This window comes from Kluyvera intermedia (assembly GCF_034424175.1).
Taxonomy (GTDB): Bacteria; Pseudomonadota; Gammaproteobacteria; order Enterobacterales; family Enterobacteriaceae; genus Kluyvera; species Kluyvera intermedia.
Map to the genome: position 1 here is coordinate 2,301,922 of NZ_CP139986.1, position 17,307 is coordinate 2,319,228.

The window sequence follows — 17,307 nt, forward strand, 5'->3', positions numbered from 1 at the left end:
TCTCGGGCTACTACGTACCGCTTATGAACTCTACTCTGACCTTACTGGCGGCAGGCAGCCTACGCCGCGCATTTATCCCACTGCAAGCCCAATTTACCCAACGTACGGGGATCGCGGTTGAGATTGTTTTCGGCCCGGCTGGTTTGTTGCGCGAACGTATTGAACGTGGGGCCGCCTGCTCAGTGTTTGCCTCAGCAAACCATCAACATCCACACAGGTTATGTGAAACGGGGCGTGCGCACGGTCTGCAACCTTTTGCGCAAAACCAGCTGATTTTAACGGTGAAAAATACGCCGCAAACGATGGGGAAGGATTGGTTGGGGTTACTGAGTGATGCCGCGCTGCGGCTGGGCACATCGACACCGCTATGCGACCCGTCCGGAGACTATACCTGGCAGCTCTTTGAGCGCCTTGATATCGACTATCCCGGCTTGGGGGCGTCCCTCAAGCAACGTGCGATACAACTGGTCGGTGGGCGCGATTCGTTGACGGTACCGCCTGGAGAAATCGCGAGTCGTTGGTTGATTCGACAAGGTCTGGCAGATTTGTTCATTGGGTATGCGCATTACGCCACTGCGTCGATGGGGGACACGGATATTCGCAACGTAACGATTCCACAACCGTGGAATATCCGCTGCGAATATTATTTGGCAATGCTGGATGAAAGCGACGCTGCTCGGCAATTTTGCCAGTTTATCCTCGCGGAGGAAGGGCAGCGCTGCCTGCGTGATGCTGGATTTCTCGCCGTTAGCGATCCAGTTTAAATAGCGGCGTCACCACCGCCGTAGGGTAATCCTCTAGTTGGATTTTACGCACTACTACGCCGTAAGCTCGCTGCAGATTATCCTCTTGCACAATCTCCGCCGTTGTTCCTGCCAGCCACTGCCCGTTGGGTAACAGCAGCAACGTATGGCTGGCAACCTGCAGCGCATGAGTAGGGTCGTGGGTAGTGAACATCACCGTACGCGACTGGAGATGTGCAAGATTGCTGATGAGCTGCAATACCGTTTGCTGATTGCCTAAATCCAGCGCCGAGCAAGGTTCATCCAGCAAAATGTTTTGACTGGCGCTGACCAGTGCCCGGGCGATCATCACCAGTTGCTGCTGCCCACCGGAAAGGGTGCTGAACAGCGTATCGGCAAGTGGTGTAATGTTCAGCAATGCTAATGCATTCAATACCTGCCGCTCATCTTCTTCCTGCGGCTGTGAGAAAAGGGCGATGTGACGCGCGCGGCCCATTAAGACCACTTCTTTGACTCGCCATGCAAAAGCAGGGTGAAACGACTGAGGCACGATGCCCGTGCCGCCCGAGACGGTGATTTCACCGGCAAGTGGCGGAAGAATGCCGGTTATCGTATCTAAAAGCGTACTTTTCCCGCGTCCGTTCGCACCCAGCACGGCCCAGACCTCACCGGGTTGACAGTGAAGGCTTAACGCCGCGAATAACGCTTTTTTATGCCCGTACTCCAGATTTGAGAGCGTTAACGTCGGGGTCATTTCAGCATTCCTTTACGGCTTGCGCGTACCAGCATGATGGCAAAGATAGGGGCACCAACCAGCGCGGTGATGATCCCAATCGGAATTTCGGCGGCGGTCAGGGTACGGGCAAGATCGTCAACCAGAACCATAAAGCTTGCCCCTAGCCAGAATGCGCAGGGGAGTAAGCGGCGATGATCGGCCCCCGTTAGCATGCGCGCCAAATGCGGGATCACCAGCCCCACCCACGCAATACTGCCGCTAACAGACACCTGCGCGGCAACCAGCAGCGCGCAGCATAGCAGTACTCCGCGACGTAATGCGGTCACCTGGACACCCAATGCGCGCGCATCTTTATCATCAAGCGACAGCAGATTGATACGCCAGCGCAGCTTATAAAGTACCAGTGCGGCGATCGCGACAGGGAGTGCCAGCAGCAGGACTTTCGTCCAGTTAGCTGTTGCAAAGCTACCCAACAGCCAGAATACGATATTCGGTAAGACCTCCTCGGTGTCAGCCATGTACTGCATCAAGCTCACCAGCGCTGCAAAAAAACCGCTGAGAATAATCCCCGCGAGAATCAGCACCAGCGTGCTTTCACGCTTTTGCAATGCCGCCAACAAATAGACCAACGTCAGCGCCAGCAAACCGAAGAAAAAGGTGGTGCCCATCATCATCGGCATACTCAGGCCCAGCAGGATTGCCAGCGTGCCCCCAAATGCGGAACCTGAGGTGACGCCGATAATATGCGGATCAACAAGGGGATTCTGGAAAACGCCCTGAAACGTCGCGCCGCACAGTCCCAATGCGCCGCCGGCCAGCAGCGCCATCAGAATGCGCGGCAGGCGAACGGACCAGACAATCTGGTGTGCAATATCGGCGGTACGGTGTGGATGGGTAAGCTGGGCCAATACGTCGCCAATTGACAAACCGTACTGCCCAAAGCATAGCGATACCACCGCGACCAGTAGGGCGAGTAACATCAACCCACCCTGAACCGTTTTAGGATGACTACTGATGTGCATTTGCGTGCCAATCGGTGCGATAGAAACGGTGATAGTAATCCTGTGCCTGCGCGTCGACATCGACGTTTTTATAGCGTTCCGGGTAGAGCTTTTTCGCCATCCACAGCTCGCCAATCGCCAGCGCTTCTGGCATTGGATAACCCCATGCCTTAGCGTATTCCGGCATCAACCAGACGCGATGATGTTTAACCGCATCAATGCCTTGCCACTGTGGATCCGTGGTGATTTGCTTCACGACATCCGGATAGCGATCCTGGACAAAAATTACCTGCGGGTTCCATTGCAGCACCTGTTCCAAAGACACCTGGCGCGCGCCTTTCACCGTGGCGGCCGCGACATTTATCGCACCGGCATGCTGCATCATCAGACCGGTATTTTTACCTGAACCGTAGGTATTGAGATCCGGGTTTGCCATATACACGCGTACTTTTTCGGTTGGTGGAATTGCAGCAACCGGCGCGTTAGATTTCGCACGGGCGGAAAAAGTGTAGTCAATCAACGCATTCGCTTCGTTTTTGCGGTTAACCACTTCGCCAATCAGGCGGATTCCTTGCTTAAGTCCTTCGTTATAGGCGCGCTCTTCATCGCCCATTGATGGGTTCATCTTGTTCTTTTCACCCACGGCATCATCGCGCAGCGATATCGCCACCACCGGGATCCCCGCATTTTGAATCTGCTGAATCATCTCTGTGGGGGCATAGTTCGCGACAAAAACCACCTGTGGGTGCAGCGCCAGCAGGCTCTCAATATGGGCCTGGGTCAGGTCACCGGGCATCGGCATTTTTTCAATCGCGGGCATAAAACGGGCGAAATTTGGACCAAGCTGTTTTTTCCAGCTACTTAGTACGCCGACAATATCGTCAGCCGCATTGAGCTGAACAAGAAGATTCAACGTCTGATGCTGGAGGACAACTACGCGGTTAACGGTATCGGGTACGGTAACCTGACGGCCAAGCTGGTCGGTGACGATACGCTCGGCTTGCGCAGGCGCGGCGGCGGTTAGACTGGCGCATACCAGCGCCAGACTCAGGAGGAAGCGGGGTAATGTGGACATCAGATACTCAATCAGGAGTGAATAAACGATGTGTATTTGATTATATAACGAAAGCAAATGCAAATCGTCTGAGGCAATTACCCCTAATTTTCTACGGCGAGCCCTCCAGCAAACGAAAAAGGCCGCAGAGTTGCTCCTGCGGCCCGGTTCGGGCGCATGCTGCCATTGCGGCGGCCTTGACGCCCGGGCATTTACTTCCGGTTATGCCACCAGCCCAAAATCAGACCAGTGAGCACGCTGACGATGAGCGGAGCGCCCAGATCGTGCCAGAACATAAATACCCATTGCATTAGCGTCATACCGCCATCCTGATTGCAATGGCAACGGTTCGCGGCTATTCTTAACTTGTCGAAGGTCAAGTTAGCCCCCGTTATGTTGCCAGGTTTTTACCGAACAACGTGCGGGGGTTTTCTCTTTCCAGCAACAGCTGCCGCCGGGGATCAAGCCCCCGCAACATTGCGCCTCTCCCGACAATCGGGATTGAGAGGATCCTATAGCACAAGGAACGGGCTCGGCAATCGCTGAATACTGTTTGTATATCCATGTATCTGCTTTTCAGAATTTGACCCAGCTGCAGACAGCGGATAATCAAATAAAATCTATTCATTACCATTCGCCTTCAACCCTCTGTATCTGCTTAACTGAACGTCTTCCCACCCGTAGAGTATTTTTATGGATCGTCGACAGTTTCTTATTCGTTTCACCGCACTGGCATTAGCTGCAAAGTCCGGTTTAGTCCAGTCGTCCTCATCGCAAAAAATGCCTTACACATTGTCGTTGTGGACGAGTACGCCCCCCGGTGGCGGTGGGCCTGTCGGCGAGATGCGCGTGAGCGCAAAGGGAGCACAAAGTCATATCGCCATACCGTATCTCACGGTCCTTGAACCATTATCGCCAAAGGGCCATGGGGTGTTGATCGCAGCGGGAGGGGGATATAAACGCATCGAAATGGAGATGGAAGCCTGGCCAGCAGCATACTGGCTGGTCGAAAGGGGATTTACGGCTTATATGCTTAGCTACCGCCTGCCGGGAGAAAACTGGCATGACGGGAATTTGGTTGCGTTGCAGGACGCACAACGCGCGCTGAGAATAGTACGTGAGCGTGAAAAACAGGTCAGCGTGCTTGGGTTCTCTGCGGGAGGACATTTGCTGGGAATGGCAGCGACGCGGGCGGATTATCGTAGCTATCCCATCCACGATGCGATTGACGAACGGCCTGCGCACGCCGACCGTGCCGCATTGATTTACCCCATCATCACGCTGGAGAAACCCTACAACCACAGCTCAACGCATAAAATTCTGGTGGGAAATACGGCAACGGATGTGCAGAACGCGGCATGGTCAGTACAAAATTATGTCACTGACCAAACGCCGCCAATGTTTCTGGTTCAGGCTGAAAACGATACGGTGTCCGATCCGCACAATACGCTAATCATGCAGGCCGCCTGCGTTAAAGCACGCGTTCCGGTTACCTTGTACCGCTATCCTAATGGTGGACATGGTTTTGCCATGGGCCGACCCGGCACACAAACAACGCAATGGCCTGCCCATTACCTAAGATGGTTATCGCTCTCGTAGCTCGGCCAAGCGCAGCGCCGCCGGGTTTACTCCGCCTCTACAGGCGTCAAATAATCCAGTCTTAAAGGCTCTGCCAGCAAACTGTCCATCTGTCCGATAAAGGTCTGAAAATAGGGCAGGGAAATATGCTCTTCCAGCGCCGCCTGATCGCGCCATGACTCTCGCATATAGAATACTTCTGGCTCGTCGCGTAACTGAAACAGCGTGTAGTCGGTATTACCCGGCTCCTGACGTGTAGGCAATATCAGCGCTTTGAGCGCTTCACGTAATTCATCCACTTTTCCCGTTTTCGCTTTTAAGACGGCAATAATTGAAATCATCTTAAAATCCCTCCAGCACAATTTTCCCAACAGCGCGGCCCGTTTCCAGCTGTGCATGCGCCCTTTGTAAATTCACGGCATTGATGACCCCGTAATGTTGGCCCAACGTGGTCTCGAGGGTTTGATTATCAATTAGCGTTGCCACTTCACTCAAAAGGCGATGCTGAGCGCTGATATCGCGGGTTTCAAACATCGAGCGAGTGAACATAAATTCCCAGTGCAGCGAAATACTTTTCAGCTTCAGCGGCACCACGTCCAGGCTTTGCGGATCGTCAATGAGCGCCAGTTTCCCCTGTGGCGCGAGGGCGGTAATAAGTTGAAGATAATGCCCCTCGGTATTGTTCAGGCTGGCAACATGCGTCACTTCATTAATGCCAATACGCGCCAGCTCTTCGGTAAGCGGTTTATTGTGGTCGATAACGTGATGCGCCCCCGCTTCGCGTACCCACTTCTGGCTTTCGGGGCGAGACGCGGTGCCGATAACCGTCATTTTCGTCAACTTGCTCGCCAGTTGCGTCAGGATAGAACCGACGCCACCTGCAGCACCGACGATAAGTAAAGTATCGCCAGCATTTCCATCGCGCTGAACGCCCAGACGATCGAACAGCAGCTCCCAGGCGGTGATCGCGGTGAGCGGTAACGCCGCCGCTGAGGCGTTATCCAGCGTCCGTGGCTTCAGTGCGACGATGCGCTCATCTACAAGCTGAAACTCACTGTTGCTGCCTGGACGGCCTAGCGCACCGGCGTACCAAACTTCATCTCCAGGTGTAAATAACGTGACGTTGTCACCAGTGGCTTTGACGACGCCAACCGCATCCCAGCCCAGAATGCGTGGGGTATCCGAGGAGAATCCGGCGCGGACTTTGGTGTCAACTGGGTTAACGGAAACAGCTTTAATTTCAACCAAAATATCGTGGCCTTGCGCTTGTGGGACGGGCAACTCAATCGCGGTAATAAACGGAATGTTGCTGCCTTCGGTGGCGGCGCGGGTAATAGCAAATGCTTTCATGGTATCTCCGGGTATTGTCTGGAATACCCGGATGGTAGGCGTAAGCGGAGAGGGGAAAAATAGGGCGCTGACGATAAGTCTTATACGTAAATCACGAAAATCCCGTTAATCATCGGTGTTCATAAACGCTCCTTTTTCTGGGTAGGCGGTATTGTGCCGCTGCTGTTGGTGCCACTATTTATCGTAACTTCGTAATAATAGTTCTAATGAATTAACCCTCTTCAACAATACACTTCTCCAGATGTGAACTCCTCTCCCGTTTTAATGATTTTATAAACCATTAAAACAATATATGTTTTATATGTGTATAAATAGCATCGTATATATAGATTGTGGCAATGATTTTTAAAATACTTTTGGATCGATAAAGAGAAGCGTATTCTTTGCAGCGGGATAATATTTTCTTATCGGTTCTGAGGTTTTAAATATTCATTCGTTCAATAACTATAGCCAAATAAACTATTGATTTTATGTGTTGAGTGGATTCACCTTCCAGATTATGGGTTTTTATTATTGGTATCAGATAGTTATTGATGTCGTTTTGAACGATTGACTTATCCGGCACACCTCAATTCAAGATAACAAGAGAGGCTGGTGGGGCTACCAGCCTCAGCGGTAGCGTGCTCGATGCAATAATACTGCCCATTTATATTCATATTATATGGAAATATGTTTTCCAACAATTCACGAGGTTATTAATGTCTACAGGATTACGTTTCACTCTGGAGGTGGACGGCCTGCCACCGGACTCGCTGGTTGTGACGTCCTTTCATCTGAGTCAGTCCTTTTCCTCACTGTTTACCCTCGATATCTCGCTGGTCAGCCAGCAGCTTCTCAGCATGGATTTCTCTCAGGTACTGGAAAAACCGGCGCACCTCAAAATCTGGCAGGGCACGGAGATACAGCGCCGGGTGAACGGCATTGTGACCTGGTTTGAACAGGGCGAAAACGACGGGCACCAGATGCTGTACAGCATGCGAGTCCGCCCGCCGCTGTGGCGCGCCGCACTGCGCCAGAACTCCCGTATTTTCCAGAATGAGGATATTAAAAGCATCCTCGGGACGATATTGCAGGAAAACGGGGTCACGGACTGGAGTCCGCTGTTCAGCGAGGCGCATCCGGCGCGGGAATTCTGCGTGCAGTACGGGGAAACGGATTATGACTTTCTGGCGCGGATGGCCGCGGAGGAAGGGCTGTTCTTCTACGAAGAGCACTCATCTGACAGCGATGACCAGAGTCTGGTGCTGTGCGACACGGTGCGCTTTCTACCGAAGGCGTTTGAAATTCCGTGGAACCCGAATACCCGCACAGAGGTGAGCACGCCGTGCATCAGCCAGTTCCGTCATAGCGCGCAGATACGGCCCTCTTCCGTCATCGGCAAGGACTACACCTTTAAACGCCCGGGCTGGGCAGGCCGCTTTAAGCACGAGGGCGAACATCAGGATTACCAGCGCACGCAGTATGAAGTGTTCGACTATCCTGGTCGTTTCAAGGATGCACACGGGCAGAACTTCACCCGCTGGCAGATGGAGGGATGGCGCAATAATGCCGAGGCGGCCCAGGGGAAAAGCCGTTCCCCTGAAATATGGCCGGGACGGCGTATTACGCTGACGGAACACCCGCAGGCGAGCCTGAACCGGGAATGGCAGGTGGTGAGCAGCGCTTTGCAGGGTAGCCAGCCGCAGGCGGTGGCAGGGCGTTCCGGCGCAGGAACCACCCTTGAGAATGATTTTACGGTGATCCCGGCAGACAGAACGTGGCGGCCGGTGCCACAGCAGAAACCATCGGTGGATGGCCCACAGTCGGCGGTGGTTACCGGCCCGGAAGGCGAAGAAATCTTCTGCGACGAGCACGGTCGCGTACGGGTGAAATTCAACTGGGACCGCTATAACCCGCCAGACCAGGACAGCTCGTGCTGGATCCGGGTCGCGCAGGCGTGGGCGGGGCCGGGGTTCGGTAACTTAGCCATCCCGCGCGTGGGTCAGGAGGTGATCGTCGATTTCCTGAATGGCGATCCGGATCAGCCGATCATTATGGGGCGAACCTACCATGCCGATAATACCCCGCCGGGCGGCCTTCCGGGGACGAAGACGCAGATGACCATCCGCTCAAAAACCTATATGGGCAGTGGGTATAACGAACTGATGTTTGAGGATAAAGCCGGGCAGGAGCTGCTGTCGATGCATGCGCAGAAGGACATGAAGACGGAAGTGCTCAATGACCGGACCACCCTCGTGACCCATGACCATTTTGAAGCCGTGAAAAACAACCAGACCGTGACCATCGCGGAAGGCTTCCATCTTATGGATGTCCAGAAAAGCGATCACATGACCACCGTCCGGAAAGGGTCATTGATGGAGGATGTTTTTAAGTTACGCGGAACGACAGCGGGATCGGTAGAGGTCAGGGCGGTTGATAACGGCGGAAGTAATGACGGGATGCAGTCTTATCAGGCGGCTAAACAGATCTCACTGTCTGTTGAGGAAAGCATGATTGCGCTGACCCCGGACGGTATTCAGTTACAGGTTGGCAACACATTTATTCAACTGACTAAGGACGGCATCACCATTAACGGCGAAGCCGTGTTTATCAACTGTTAACTCTAAATTGGGAGAGTGTTATGCAATTCACTTTTAACGAAGGCCGTATATATCTGCCCGCCCAGTGGCAGGATCAATCGATGCATGTTCTGGTTTCCAATGATAACAGCGGGATCAACCTCGTTATCACGCGGGAGCCTGTCGCACAGGGTACCCGAACCGACACTCTGTATCAGGAAACGATTGCGTTGTACCAGGGCAAATTGGATGGATACACCGAACATGCTTGCCATGAAATGACCTTAGCGGAAGAACCCGCGTGGCTGCTCGATTACAGCTGGAATGGTCCTGAAGAAGACGGTAAGCAAGGACGCATCCAACAGTTAGCGGTTTTCCAGCGACGCAACGAAATGCTGCTGACCTTCACGTTTAGCACCTCTCTTCCATTGAATGAGGGGCAAAAAAAGATGCTTCTTGACGTGGTCTCAAGCTTCAAACCATTACCACCGGATGAAGTATCTGAGTCACAGGACTGACGGAAAAACAACGTATGAGTGAAGGACAGGGAGGCCCTCAGGGGGCGAATGCCGGTGGTTCGCTGGCAATGAGGCAAAAGTCGCTTCAGGCGATGGCCGTCAGCCAAAAGCAGCGCGCGGCAAATGATAAAACTATTTCTCAGATGCTGGCCTCACGGTCAGAAACGCCGCAGGCAGCAAGGCTGGGAGATAAAATTCAGCACAAGAGTTTTCTTGGTGCATTAGCGGGCGCGCTATTGGGGGCTGTCGTCACGATTGCAGAAGGTTGCGTCATTATCGCGGCGTGTACTCTCGCAGGGCCAGGAGCGCTGCTAGTGATCATTCCCGCCCTGATGTACGGCAGTTACTGGGCTGACGAATATGTGGAAATGGCGAAATCGTGGCTGGAGGAGAAGATAAACAGCTGCTTTGACCCGGATGGCGCCATCAACACCGGCTCGAAAAACGTCTTCATTAACCAAAAGCCAGCCGCCAGAGCAGCAGTCACGCTACCGCCGCCTCCACCGCCGAATTCAATACCTGCTCCACCTGAAGAGGAGCCGGGATGGGGAGATAAAGCCGAAGCGCTGTTTGATGCGGTGCTGGAGAAGGCTGAGGAACTGGCGCTGGCCCCAGTGCAAGCAGCAATGACGGTGGCAGACGGCAACGCCGGATTCATGGATCGGCTGAATGCCGGTGTCTCGCTGTTATTACCCTGCGGCCCCATCATTATGAAGTTTGCGGAGATGGTTGGAGGCCGCGGCGAAATCGAAAAAGATGTTAACTTCCCGGAAGCAGGGATGGACACAGCAATTTGTTCCAAAGAACTCAAACCACCGCGGATAGCGCAGGGCAGCAGCAATGTGTTTATAAACAACCAACCCGCAGCGCGAAAGGGTGACAAGCTGGAGTGTAGTGCTGCCATCGTTGAAGGCTCGGAAAACGTTTTTATCGGCGGCGGGAAGGTGACTTATCTGGAGATCCAGCCAGAATTCGCGCCATGGCAGCGGCAGATACTGGGGGCAATCACGATAGCGAGTTTTCTGCTGCCGCCGACGGCATTGGCAGGAAAAATTGCGAGTCTGGCAGCTAAACTCGGCAGGCTGGGCACGCTGGCAGGTGCGAAGCTGGGTAGCCTGGTGGCCCGTACCGGCGGCAAACTAAAAAGCGGTTGGGGGAAGGTCGTCAAATGGGTGAAAGATCCAGTTGATCCAGTCACCGGCGCCTTCTGCGACGAACGCACAGACTTCACTCTGGGCCAGACGTTACCGCTTTCCTTTACCCGCTTCCACAGCTCCGTTCTGCCGCTTCATGGCCTGACTGGCCTCAGTTGGGGGGACTCCTGGAGCGATTATGCCTGGGTTCGTGCCCGTGGAAGCCGGGTCGATATCATCACCCTTGGCGATACGCTGAGTTTCGCCTTTGAAGGCGACAGCGACACGGCGGTGAACCCGTATCATGCGCAGTTTATTCTGCGGCGGCGCGATGATTATCTGGAACTGTTTGACCGCGACTCGCTGAGCAGCCGCTTCTTTTACGATGCGTTTGCGGGCTACCGCCTGCGCCAGCAGGTCACGGACGATGCGGAGAACCTGCGTCTGGCACATTCGGCTGAAGACCGCATGTACCTGCTGGGTGCGATGAGCGACACCGGCGGCAACCGCATCACCTTTGAGCGCGACGCGCAGTACCGGCTGACCGGCGTAAGCCATACGGACGGGATCCGCCTGCGACTGACCTACCACGACAGCGGCTATCTCAAAAATATTCTGCGCACCGATAACGGCCTCCAGACCCTGGCGACCTACCGGCAGGATGAAGTGGGGAGGCTGACGGAAGCGGATGCACGTCTGGGCTATCACCTGTTTTACGATTACGACGCTGCCGGGCGGCTTATCCGCTGGTCAGATAACAACCAGACCTGGTGCGGATTTACCTACGATGGCCTGGGCCGGGTGGTCTCCACCGGCGGTGCGGAAGGTTACTATCAGGCGACGCTGGCGTATGCCGACGGTATCACCTCAGTCACAGACGGCAAAGGCACCAGCTATTACCGCTATGACGTTCACGGCAACATTCTGCAGGAGCAGGCGGTGGACGGCAGTCTGACCACCTTTGAGTGGGATGAGTACCACCACCTGCTGGCGCGCCTGTCACCGGCGGGCAGGCTGGAGCGTTTTGAGTACGATACGTCACATGGTCAGCTCACCCGTTATACGGCGGCGGACGGCGCGGTATGGCAGTACGCCTATGATGAACGCGGTCTGCTGAGTGCGGCCACGGATCCGGGCGGTCAGACGTGGACGCAGCGCTGTGATGAGCGCGGTCTGCCGGTGTGTCTGGTGTCACCGCAGGGCGAGGAGACCCGGCTGGAGTACACGCCTCAGGGGCTGTTATCCGGTGTGTTCCGGCGCGATGAGCACCGTCTTGGCGTGAGCTACGACCACCACAACCGGGTGGAGACGGTCACTGACGTGATGGGCCGGTCTCAGCAGACGGAGTACAACGGCCACGATCTGCCGGTGCACGTCCGTGGCCCCGGTGTGCAGGATGCACGGCTGCAATGGCAGGAACACCATAAGCTGAGCGGACTCCAGCGCAGCGGCTCCGGGGCGGAAGGATTTGCGTACGACCGCCACGGTAACCTGCTGACCTACACGGACGGCAACGGCGTGCCGTGGCAGATGGGCTATGGCCCGTTTGATTTACCGGTGTCGCGCACCGACGGCGAAGGCCACCGCTGGCAGTATCGTTACGACAAAGACACCCTGCAACTCACCGAAGTTATCAGTCCGCAGGGTGAGTCCTACCGTTATGTGCTGGACCCGATGGGACGGGTGGCGGAAGAGCATGACTGGGGCGGGGTCAGCTGGCGGTACACCTACGACCCGGACGGCCTGAGCCTGAGTAAAACGAACGGTCTCGATGAGACTCTCCGTTACGGTCACGATGCCGCGGGCCGTCTGGCGACGGTCACCGCGCCGGAAGGGAAAACGCGCTACGCGTATAACAAAACGGGCAGGCTGACGGCGATATTCAGTCCGGACTCAGAGCAGCGCACCGGCTACGATGAACGGGGCCGGGTCCAGGTGGTCACGCAGGGCAAACGGGCGATTGAGTACCATTACCCGGATGCGCAGACGGTGACGCGCTGTATTCTGCCGCCGGAAGATGGTAAGCATCCGGACGAAACCCTACTGAAGACAACGTACCGCTACAACCCCGCGGGCGAGCTGGTGCAGGTGGTGCTGCCGGGCGGGGAAATGCTGGCATTCGCACGCGATGAGGCGGGCCGGGAAATCCGCCGTGTCGGCAGCCGGGGTTTTGCCGAGGAGCATGAATGGGACGAAGCCGGTCAGTTACTGTCCCAGCGGGCGGGGCATTACCCGGAAGGCGGCACGTCACTTTACGCCTCGCTGAGCCGGGGATATCAATACGATAACGCGGGCAATCTCAGTGCGCTGAGCGAATGTGGCGAAACGGGCAGCGAAACGCGGCGAAAGTATCAGACTGACCGTAACGGTCAGGTCACGGAAGTTAAGGTGACGGGCGGCGGCCGTTACGCGGGTGCGCACGATGAGGTTTACCGCTACGACAGCTGCGGCTATCAGGGCGACGCGCAGTACCAGAAAGGCCACCGTCTGAACCGTGCCGGAAACCGGACGTATGAGTATGACGCGGCAGGGCGGATGGTCAGCCGTACTACCCACCGCGACGGCTACCGGCCAGAGCAGGAGCAGTTTCGCTGGGACAGCCGTGACCAGCTGACGGGCTACCGCAGCGCCACGGGCGAGCAGTGGGACTATCGCTACGACGGCAGCGGAAGGCGAACCGAAAAGCGCTGCGACGCTAAAAAGCTGCGTACCACCTACCTGTGGGACGGCGCCAGTATTGCGGAAATCCGGGAATACCGTGATGATACGCTGTACAGCGTGCGTCACCTGGTGTTCAGCGGTTATGAACTGCTGAGCCAGCAATACAGCCGGTCGCGACAGGCACATCCGACAGAGCCGGTCAGGTGGGTGACGCGGACAAGCCATGCGGTGAGCGAGCCGACGGGCCGCCCACTGATGTTCTTTAACAGCACAGGTGATGTGGTCAGACGTCCGGCGGAAACGACGCTGTGGGGGCGGCTGATTGCCGCCGCTCATGATGACGGTACACCGCGAAGGCGGGAGGATGAGGAAGCCGACCCGGGGATGTTGTACGCCGGGCAGTGGCGGGATGCGGAATCGGGGCTGTGCTATAACCGGTTCAGGTACTACGAGCCGGAAAGTGGGATGTATCTGGTGAGTGACCCGCTGGGGCTGGGTGGCGGGGAGCAGACTTACCGGTATGTGGGGAATCCGTGTGGGTGGGTTGATCCGCTTGGTTTGGCGGCGACTTCTATACCTTTAAGTAAAGGGAAACCTGATTTTTATGTTGGGCCTGGTGGTCCTGGATCGACTATGCCTTCTACCGCTTACCGGTATATGAATAGCAAATATGCTGCACAGACAATGGAAAATAATTCGGCTCCATTAAGTTACTTCGGGTATACCAAATATAACTCTGGACATGAAGCCAGAGATGCCTATCAAATATTTTATGAGAAAGGTAACCCTGATTCATGGAGTGATGCGCGGCTATTAGGAGAGTTTGATACATTACAACTTTATAAAAATGGTGTGCCTCAGGTTCAAGTCCCACTAGCCAATGGTGGAAGAGGGCCTGGATATGAGCTTTTTACCAGCGCATATCCTGAGTATGGCAAAGGTGGGGTATTACAGTTGCTACCGATAGAACATAATTACCCTATTATTTTTGAACGTATTAGTGTTATTCCAGAGTAAATGCCATGACAGATGATGAATTACGAAAGAACCTTGCTTATTTAATAAACACGTATGTTCCGGAGAGTCAAAGAGAACCATTTTATGATGATATATCAAAGCCTGATGTGCCAGTAAAAGGTATTTTGGCGGATTTTAATAAAGTCAAAATCAGAACTGTCGATCAAGTGGATGGTGACTTAATAAGTGATATTTATTTTCACTTTTGCTGATAAAAAGCCGGGCAAGAAATTAATTCTTCCCGGCTTTTTATTATTTAACTCTTGTTCATTCCACTAAACAAGCACGTCTTTAATCCCCCTAACTGCCTGTTTAGACTGATAAAGCTGCTCACGCAATTCCTGCATCTCGTTGTTGTCAGCGATGATGGTCAGGCCCCCCTCCGAAATCTTCACCGTCACGCCCCGCCCGGTATCAAGTCCTGCCTCTTTATAATCCAGCCAAAACCCAGGGTGTTTTTTTGCAGTTGCCACTGGTCTTGTGTGGAAATAGTTGAGTAATAATTCATTGATAATGAGAGCGGGGCTGCACGACTTTTTTATTTTATGTCGATCTCTCAGATTATATAAATATAATGCTGAGTAATATGAGATCCCGGTTTATCACCGGGAGCCACTCATCATCTTCCGCGTTTTATCGCCGGAATATCCCCGGCATCATGCAGTGTCCCCGGGAAGGTTTTCAGCCAGGCCTGAACTTTCTGTTTGTTAGTACCCGTTACGCTCATTCCTTCAATGCAGCCCCATAGCTCGTTGGTGTTTTGCGCTGTAATCACAATACAGTCTTTCATCACGCGGATTTTTAACGGTGTTCCTTCCGTAAATCCGGCCAGGGGCATCCATTCGCCATGTAGGCGGATCGCATGCTCGCCAACGGTTGAGTAAAATTCGCAGTGGGTAAAATCTGGCACGGAATCGGAATCACAGTTCGCCATGGTCGAGGGTTTCACTCTTTTTGAACGTGATGGTGATTGAGGGGGCGTTGAGTGTTTAACGTGAGTGGCAGGAACCGTTGGGTCGGTATTACCGACTGTGCCGTCAGAGTTGAGGATCGTAGCCATAGGGCAGCCTCCAGTGAGTAATCAATAACTTCCACCACTGGAAATGCTAATTTCACGGGTGGCGGAACCAGACAGAGTTAGCATTACCGGCCTCACTGACACCGGTGCATCTTGCGATGCCCCTGCCTGGCCCACCATTGAGATGTGACCATACGCACGACACAAAAAAAGCACAGATGTGCATTGTGTCGCCACTAAGAGTATTCAGGAGGTCAATCCCGGCGTCTGATTTTGCGGACGCAACAAAAGGATACAACGCCCAACCAACGCAGACAATCCCGTTTTTCTGAAAGCGACTCGCAGAAATAGAATCTACTTCCTCGTTGGCAGATGTATTTTGTCATGAGGCTCATACGCTCCCCAGAATCCTCACGTTGGTTACAAAATGGCATAAAAGGCACAGTATCTTCCCACTCAGGCTTTCTATACTGTCTTCACATTCATCATGATGATACAGGCAGGACGTTATGAACCAGTACAGCACGTTTTCCCTTGGTTCCCACTTTGTGAATCGCCTCGGTTACGGGGCGATGCAACTCGCCGGTCCGGGTGTTTTTGGCCCGCCCAAAGACCGCCATGCGGCAATTACCGTGCTGCGTGAAGCGCTGGCACTTGGCGTGAACCACATTGATACCAGCGATTTTTATGGTCCTCACGTCACCAACCAGATTATCCGCGAAGCGCTGCATCCTTACGCCGACGATCTGGTCATTGTCACCAAGATTGGTGCTCGTCGCGGTGATGATGCATCCTGGCTTCCGGCATTTTCGCCAGAAGAGCTCAAACAGGCGGTACACGACAACTTGCGAAATCTGGGGCTTGATGCGCTGGATGTGGTCAATATGCGCGTGATGATCGGTGACGGTCATGGGCCGCGCGAAGGCTCGATTGAAGCTTCAATTAATGTATTAGCTGAGCTCCAGCAGCAAGGGTTGGTGAAGCACATCGGGCTGAGTAATGTCACCACCGCGCAGGTGGTTGAAGCACGTAAAATTGTGGATATCGTTTGTGTGCAAAACGAGTACAACATTGCGCATCGCGGTGATGATGCGCTCATTAATGCACTGGCTCGTGATGGCATTGCTTACGTACCGTTCTTCCCGCTGGGCGGTTTTTCACCGCTGCAATCGTCAACGTTGAATGAGGTTGCCAGCACGCTGAATGCCACTCCAATGCAGGTGGCGCTGGCCTGGTTGTTGCATCGCTCGCCGAATATCCTGCTGATACCGGGTACCTCATCCGTGGCGCATCTACGTGAAAATATGGCGGCGGCAGAGCTGACATTGTCACCTGACGTGCTGGCGACGCTTGATGGGATTGTCGACAACGCCTGATCGGAGGTTTCATGGCAGAAAAACGTGCGGCTCAATGCCACTGCGGTGCGGTGGCTTTCACCGTTGAACTGAGCGATGGGTTTAATACTGCCCGGCGCTGCAATTGCTCATATTGCAGGATGCGCGGCGCGGTTGTGGTATCTGCGCCGCTCAGCGGGATAACGATATTGCGTGGGCAGGATAAGCTGACCGAGTATCGCTTTAATACCGGGGAGGCTGTGCATTATTTTTGTTCAGTGTGCGGGATTTACACCTTTCATCAGCGCCGTTCTAACCCGCAGCAATATGGCGTCAACGTCGCCTGCATTGAAGATGTGTCCCCGTTCGATTTTCCCTGCATTGAGGTTCACGATGGAGTAAGTCATCCGAAAGACGGTGGCGGCGGTGGAGTAGTCGGGTATTTGCGATACGACAAGAAGTAGCCTGGACGAGGCGTTTATGCCGACTCCGGGGAGGCTCGGAGTAAAATGTTATACCGAGCAGTTCCCGGCGGCGCTGCGCTTGGCCGGGCTACAAAGCGACATAGCAAAAAGCCCTGCGTGTGAGCGCAGGGCTTTGGTGATG

General features: G+C 54.3%; 15 protein-coding genes and 1 pseudogene. 8 read left to right on the plus strand and 8 right to left on the minus strand.

Features of this window, described 5'->3' with window-relative positions; genetic code table 11:
• Nucleotides 1–23 precede the first annotated feature (23 nt).
• On the plus strand, nt 24–764 hold the full coding sequence (locus tag U0026_RS11150) for a substrate-binding domain-containing protein (RefSeq protein WP_062779568.1): 741 nt from the start codon (nt 24–26) through the stop codon (nt 762–764).
• On the opposite strand, the gene U0026_RS11155 is transcribed toward U0026_RS11150, so the two are convergent.
• The 4 genes from U0026_RS11155 to U0026_RS11170 all read right to left on the minus strand — a co-directional run bounded on the left by U0026_RS11155 (nt 748) and on the right by U0026_RS11170 (nt 3,854).
• On the minus strand, nt 748–1,497 hold the full coding sequence (locus tag U0026_RS11155) for an ABC transporter ATP-binding protein (protein ID WP_062779570.1): 750 nt from the start codon (nt 1,495–1,497) through the stop codon (nt 748–750). The two genes, U0026_RS11150 and U0026_RS11155, sit on opposite strands and share 17 nt — an antisense overlap.
• The gene (locus U0026_RS11160) at nt 1,494–2,501 is read right to left on the minus strand and encodes a FecCD family ABC transporter permease (RefSeq protein WP_062779571.1); all 1,008 of its coding nucleotides are present in this window, start codon (nt 2,499–2,501) and stop codon (nt 1,494–1,496) included. Before U0026_RS11160 ends, U0026_RS11155 begins: the two co-directional genes overlap by 4 nt.
• Entirely contained in the window at nt 2,488–3,555 is a 1,068-nt protein-coding gene (locus U0026_RS11165; RefSeq protein WP_062779573.1) for an ABC transporter substrate-binding protein, read from the minus strand. Before U0026_RS11165 ends, U0026_RS11160 begins: the two co-directional genes overlap by 14 nt.
• Before the next feature lie 191 nt (nt 3,556–3,746).
• Nucleotides 3,747–3,854 (minus strand): type I toxin-antitoxin system toxin Ldr family protein, encoded by a 108-nt coding sequence (locus tag U0026_RS11170; protein WP_062779575.1) that lies wholly within the window; start codon nt 3,852–3,854, stop codon nt 3,747–3,749.
• A gap of 373 nt (nt 3,855–4,227) precedes the next feature.
• Between U0026_RS11170 and U0026_RS11175 the strand changes: the two genes are divergently transcribed.
• A complete protein-coding gene (locus U0026_RS11175; RefSeq protein WP_062779579.1) occupies nt 4,228–5,133 on the plus strand; it encodes an alpha/beta hydrolase in 906 nt (301 codons plus the stop codon).
• A gap of 26 nt (nt 5,134–5,159) precedes the next feature.
• Here U0026_RS11175 and U0026_RS11180 read toward each other — a convergent pair whose 3' ends face one another.
• Nucleotides 5,160–5,453, minus strand: coding sequence for a putative quinol monooxygenase (locus U0026_RS11180; protein WP_062779581.1), 294 nt, complete (start codon nt 5,451–5,453; stop codon nt 5,160–5,162).
• A 1-nt stretch (nt 5,454) separates the two neighbouring features.
• The gene (locus tag U0026_RS11185) at nt 5,455–6,462 is read right to left on the minus strand and encodes a zinc-binding alcohol dehydrogenase family protein (protein WP_062779583.1); all 1,008 of its coding nucleotides are present in this window, start codon (nt 6,460–6,462) and stop codon (nt 5,455–5,457) included.
• 698 nt (nt 6,463–7,160) lie between these two features.
• Here U0026_RS11185 and U0026_RS11190 point away from each other — a divergent pair.
• The 4 genes from U0026_RS11190 to U0026_RS11205 are packed head-to-tail and all read left to right on the plus strand — an operon-like array spanning nt 7,161 to nt 14,561.
• A complete protein-coding gene (locus U0026_RS11190) occupies nt 7,161–9,062 on the plus strand; it encodes a type VI secretion system Vgr family protein (protein ID WP_126440742.1) in 1,902 nt (633 codons plus the stop codon).
• A gap of 20 nt (nt 9,063–9,082) precedes the next feature.
• Nucleotides 9,083–9,538: a DcrB-related protein gene (locus tag U0026_RS11195; RefSeq protein WP_062773758.1), complete on the plus strand. Its 456-nt coding sequence runs from the start codon at nt 9,083–9,085 to the stop codon at nt 9,536–9,538.
• Between the two features lie 14 nt (nt 9,539–9,552).
• Nucleotides 9,553–14,349: an RHS repeat-associated core domain-containing protein gene (locus tag U0026_RS11200; RefSeq protein ID WP_082806304.1), complete on the plus strand. Its 4,797-nt coding sequence runs from the start codon at nt 9,553–9,555 to the stop codon at nt 14,347–14,349.
• Nucleotides 14,350–14,354: 5 nt separating this feature from the next.
• Nucleotides 14,355–14,561 carry a hypothetical protein gene (locus tag U0026_RS11205; protein WP_073971091.1) on the plus strand — a complete coding sequence of 69 codons (207 nt, stop codon included), beginning with the start codon at nt 14,355–14,357 and terminating at the stop codon, nt 14,559–14,561.
• 63 nt (nt 14,562–14,624) lie between these two features.
• On the opposite strand, the pseudogene U0026_RS11210 reads toward U0026_RS11205, so the two are convergent.
• Nucleotides 14,625–14,798: pseudogene (locus U0026_RS11210) on the minus strand (SymE family type I addiction module toxin); the annotation flags it as partial.
• A gap of 170 nt (nt 14,799–14,968) precedes the next feature.
• A complete protein-coding gene (locus U0026_RS11215) occupies nt 14,969–15,409 on the minus strand; it encodes a SymE family type I addiction module toxin (protein ID WP_082806303.1) in 441 nt (146 codons plus the stop codon).
• Between the two features lie 467 nt (nt 15,410–15,876).
• Between U0026_RS11215 and U0026_RS11220 the strand changes: the two genes are divergently transcribed.
• Both U0026_RS11220 and U0026_RS11225 read left to right on the plus strand, forming a co-directional pair.
• Nucleotides 15,877–16,743, plus strand: coding sequence for an aldo/keto reductase family oxidoreductase (locus U0026_RS11220; protein ID WP_062773754.1), 867 nt, complete (start codon nt 15,877–15,879; stop codon nt 16,741–16,743).
• Nucleotides 16,744–16,754: 11 nt separating this feature from the next.
• Nucleotides 16,755–17,165, plus strand: a complete 411-nt coding sequence (locus U0026_RS11225) for a GFA family protein (protein WP_062773753.1) — start codon at nt 16,755–16,757, stop codon at nt 17,163–17,165.
• Nucleotides 17,166–17,307 lie beyond the last annotated feature (142 nt).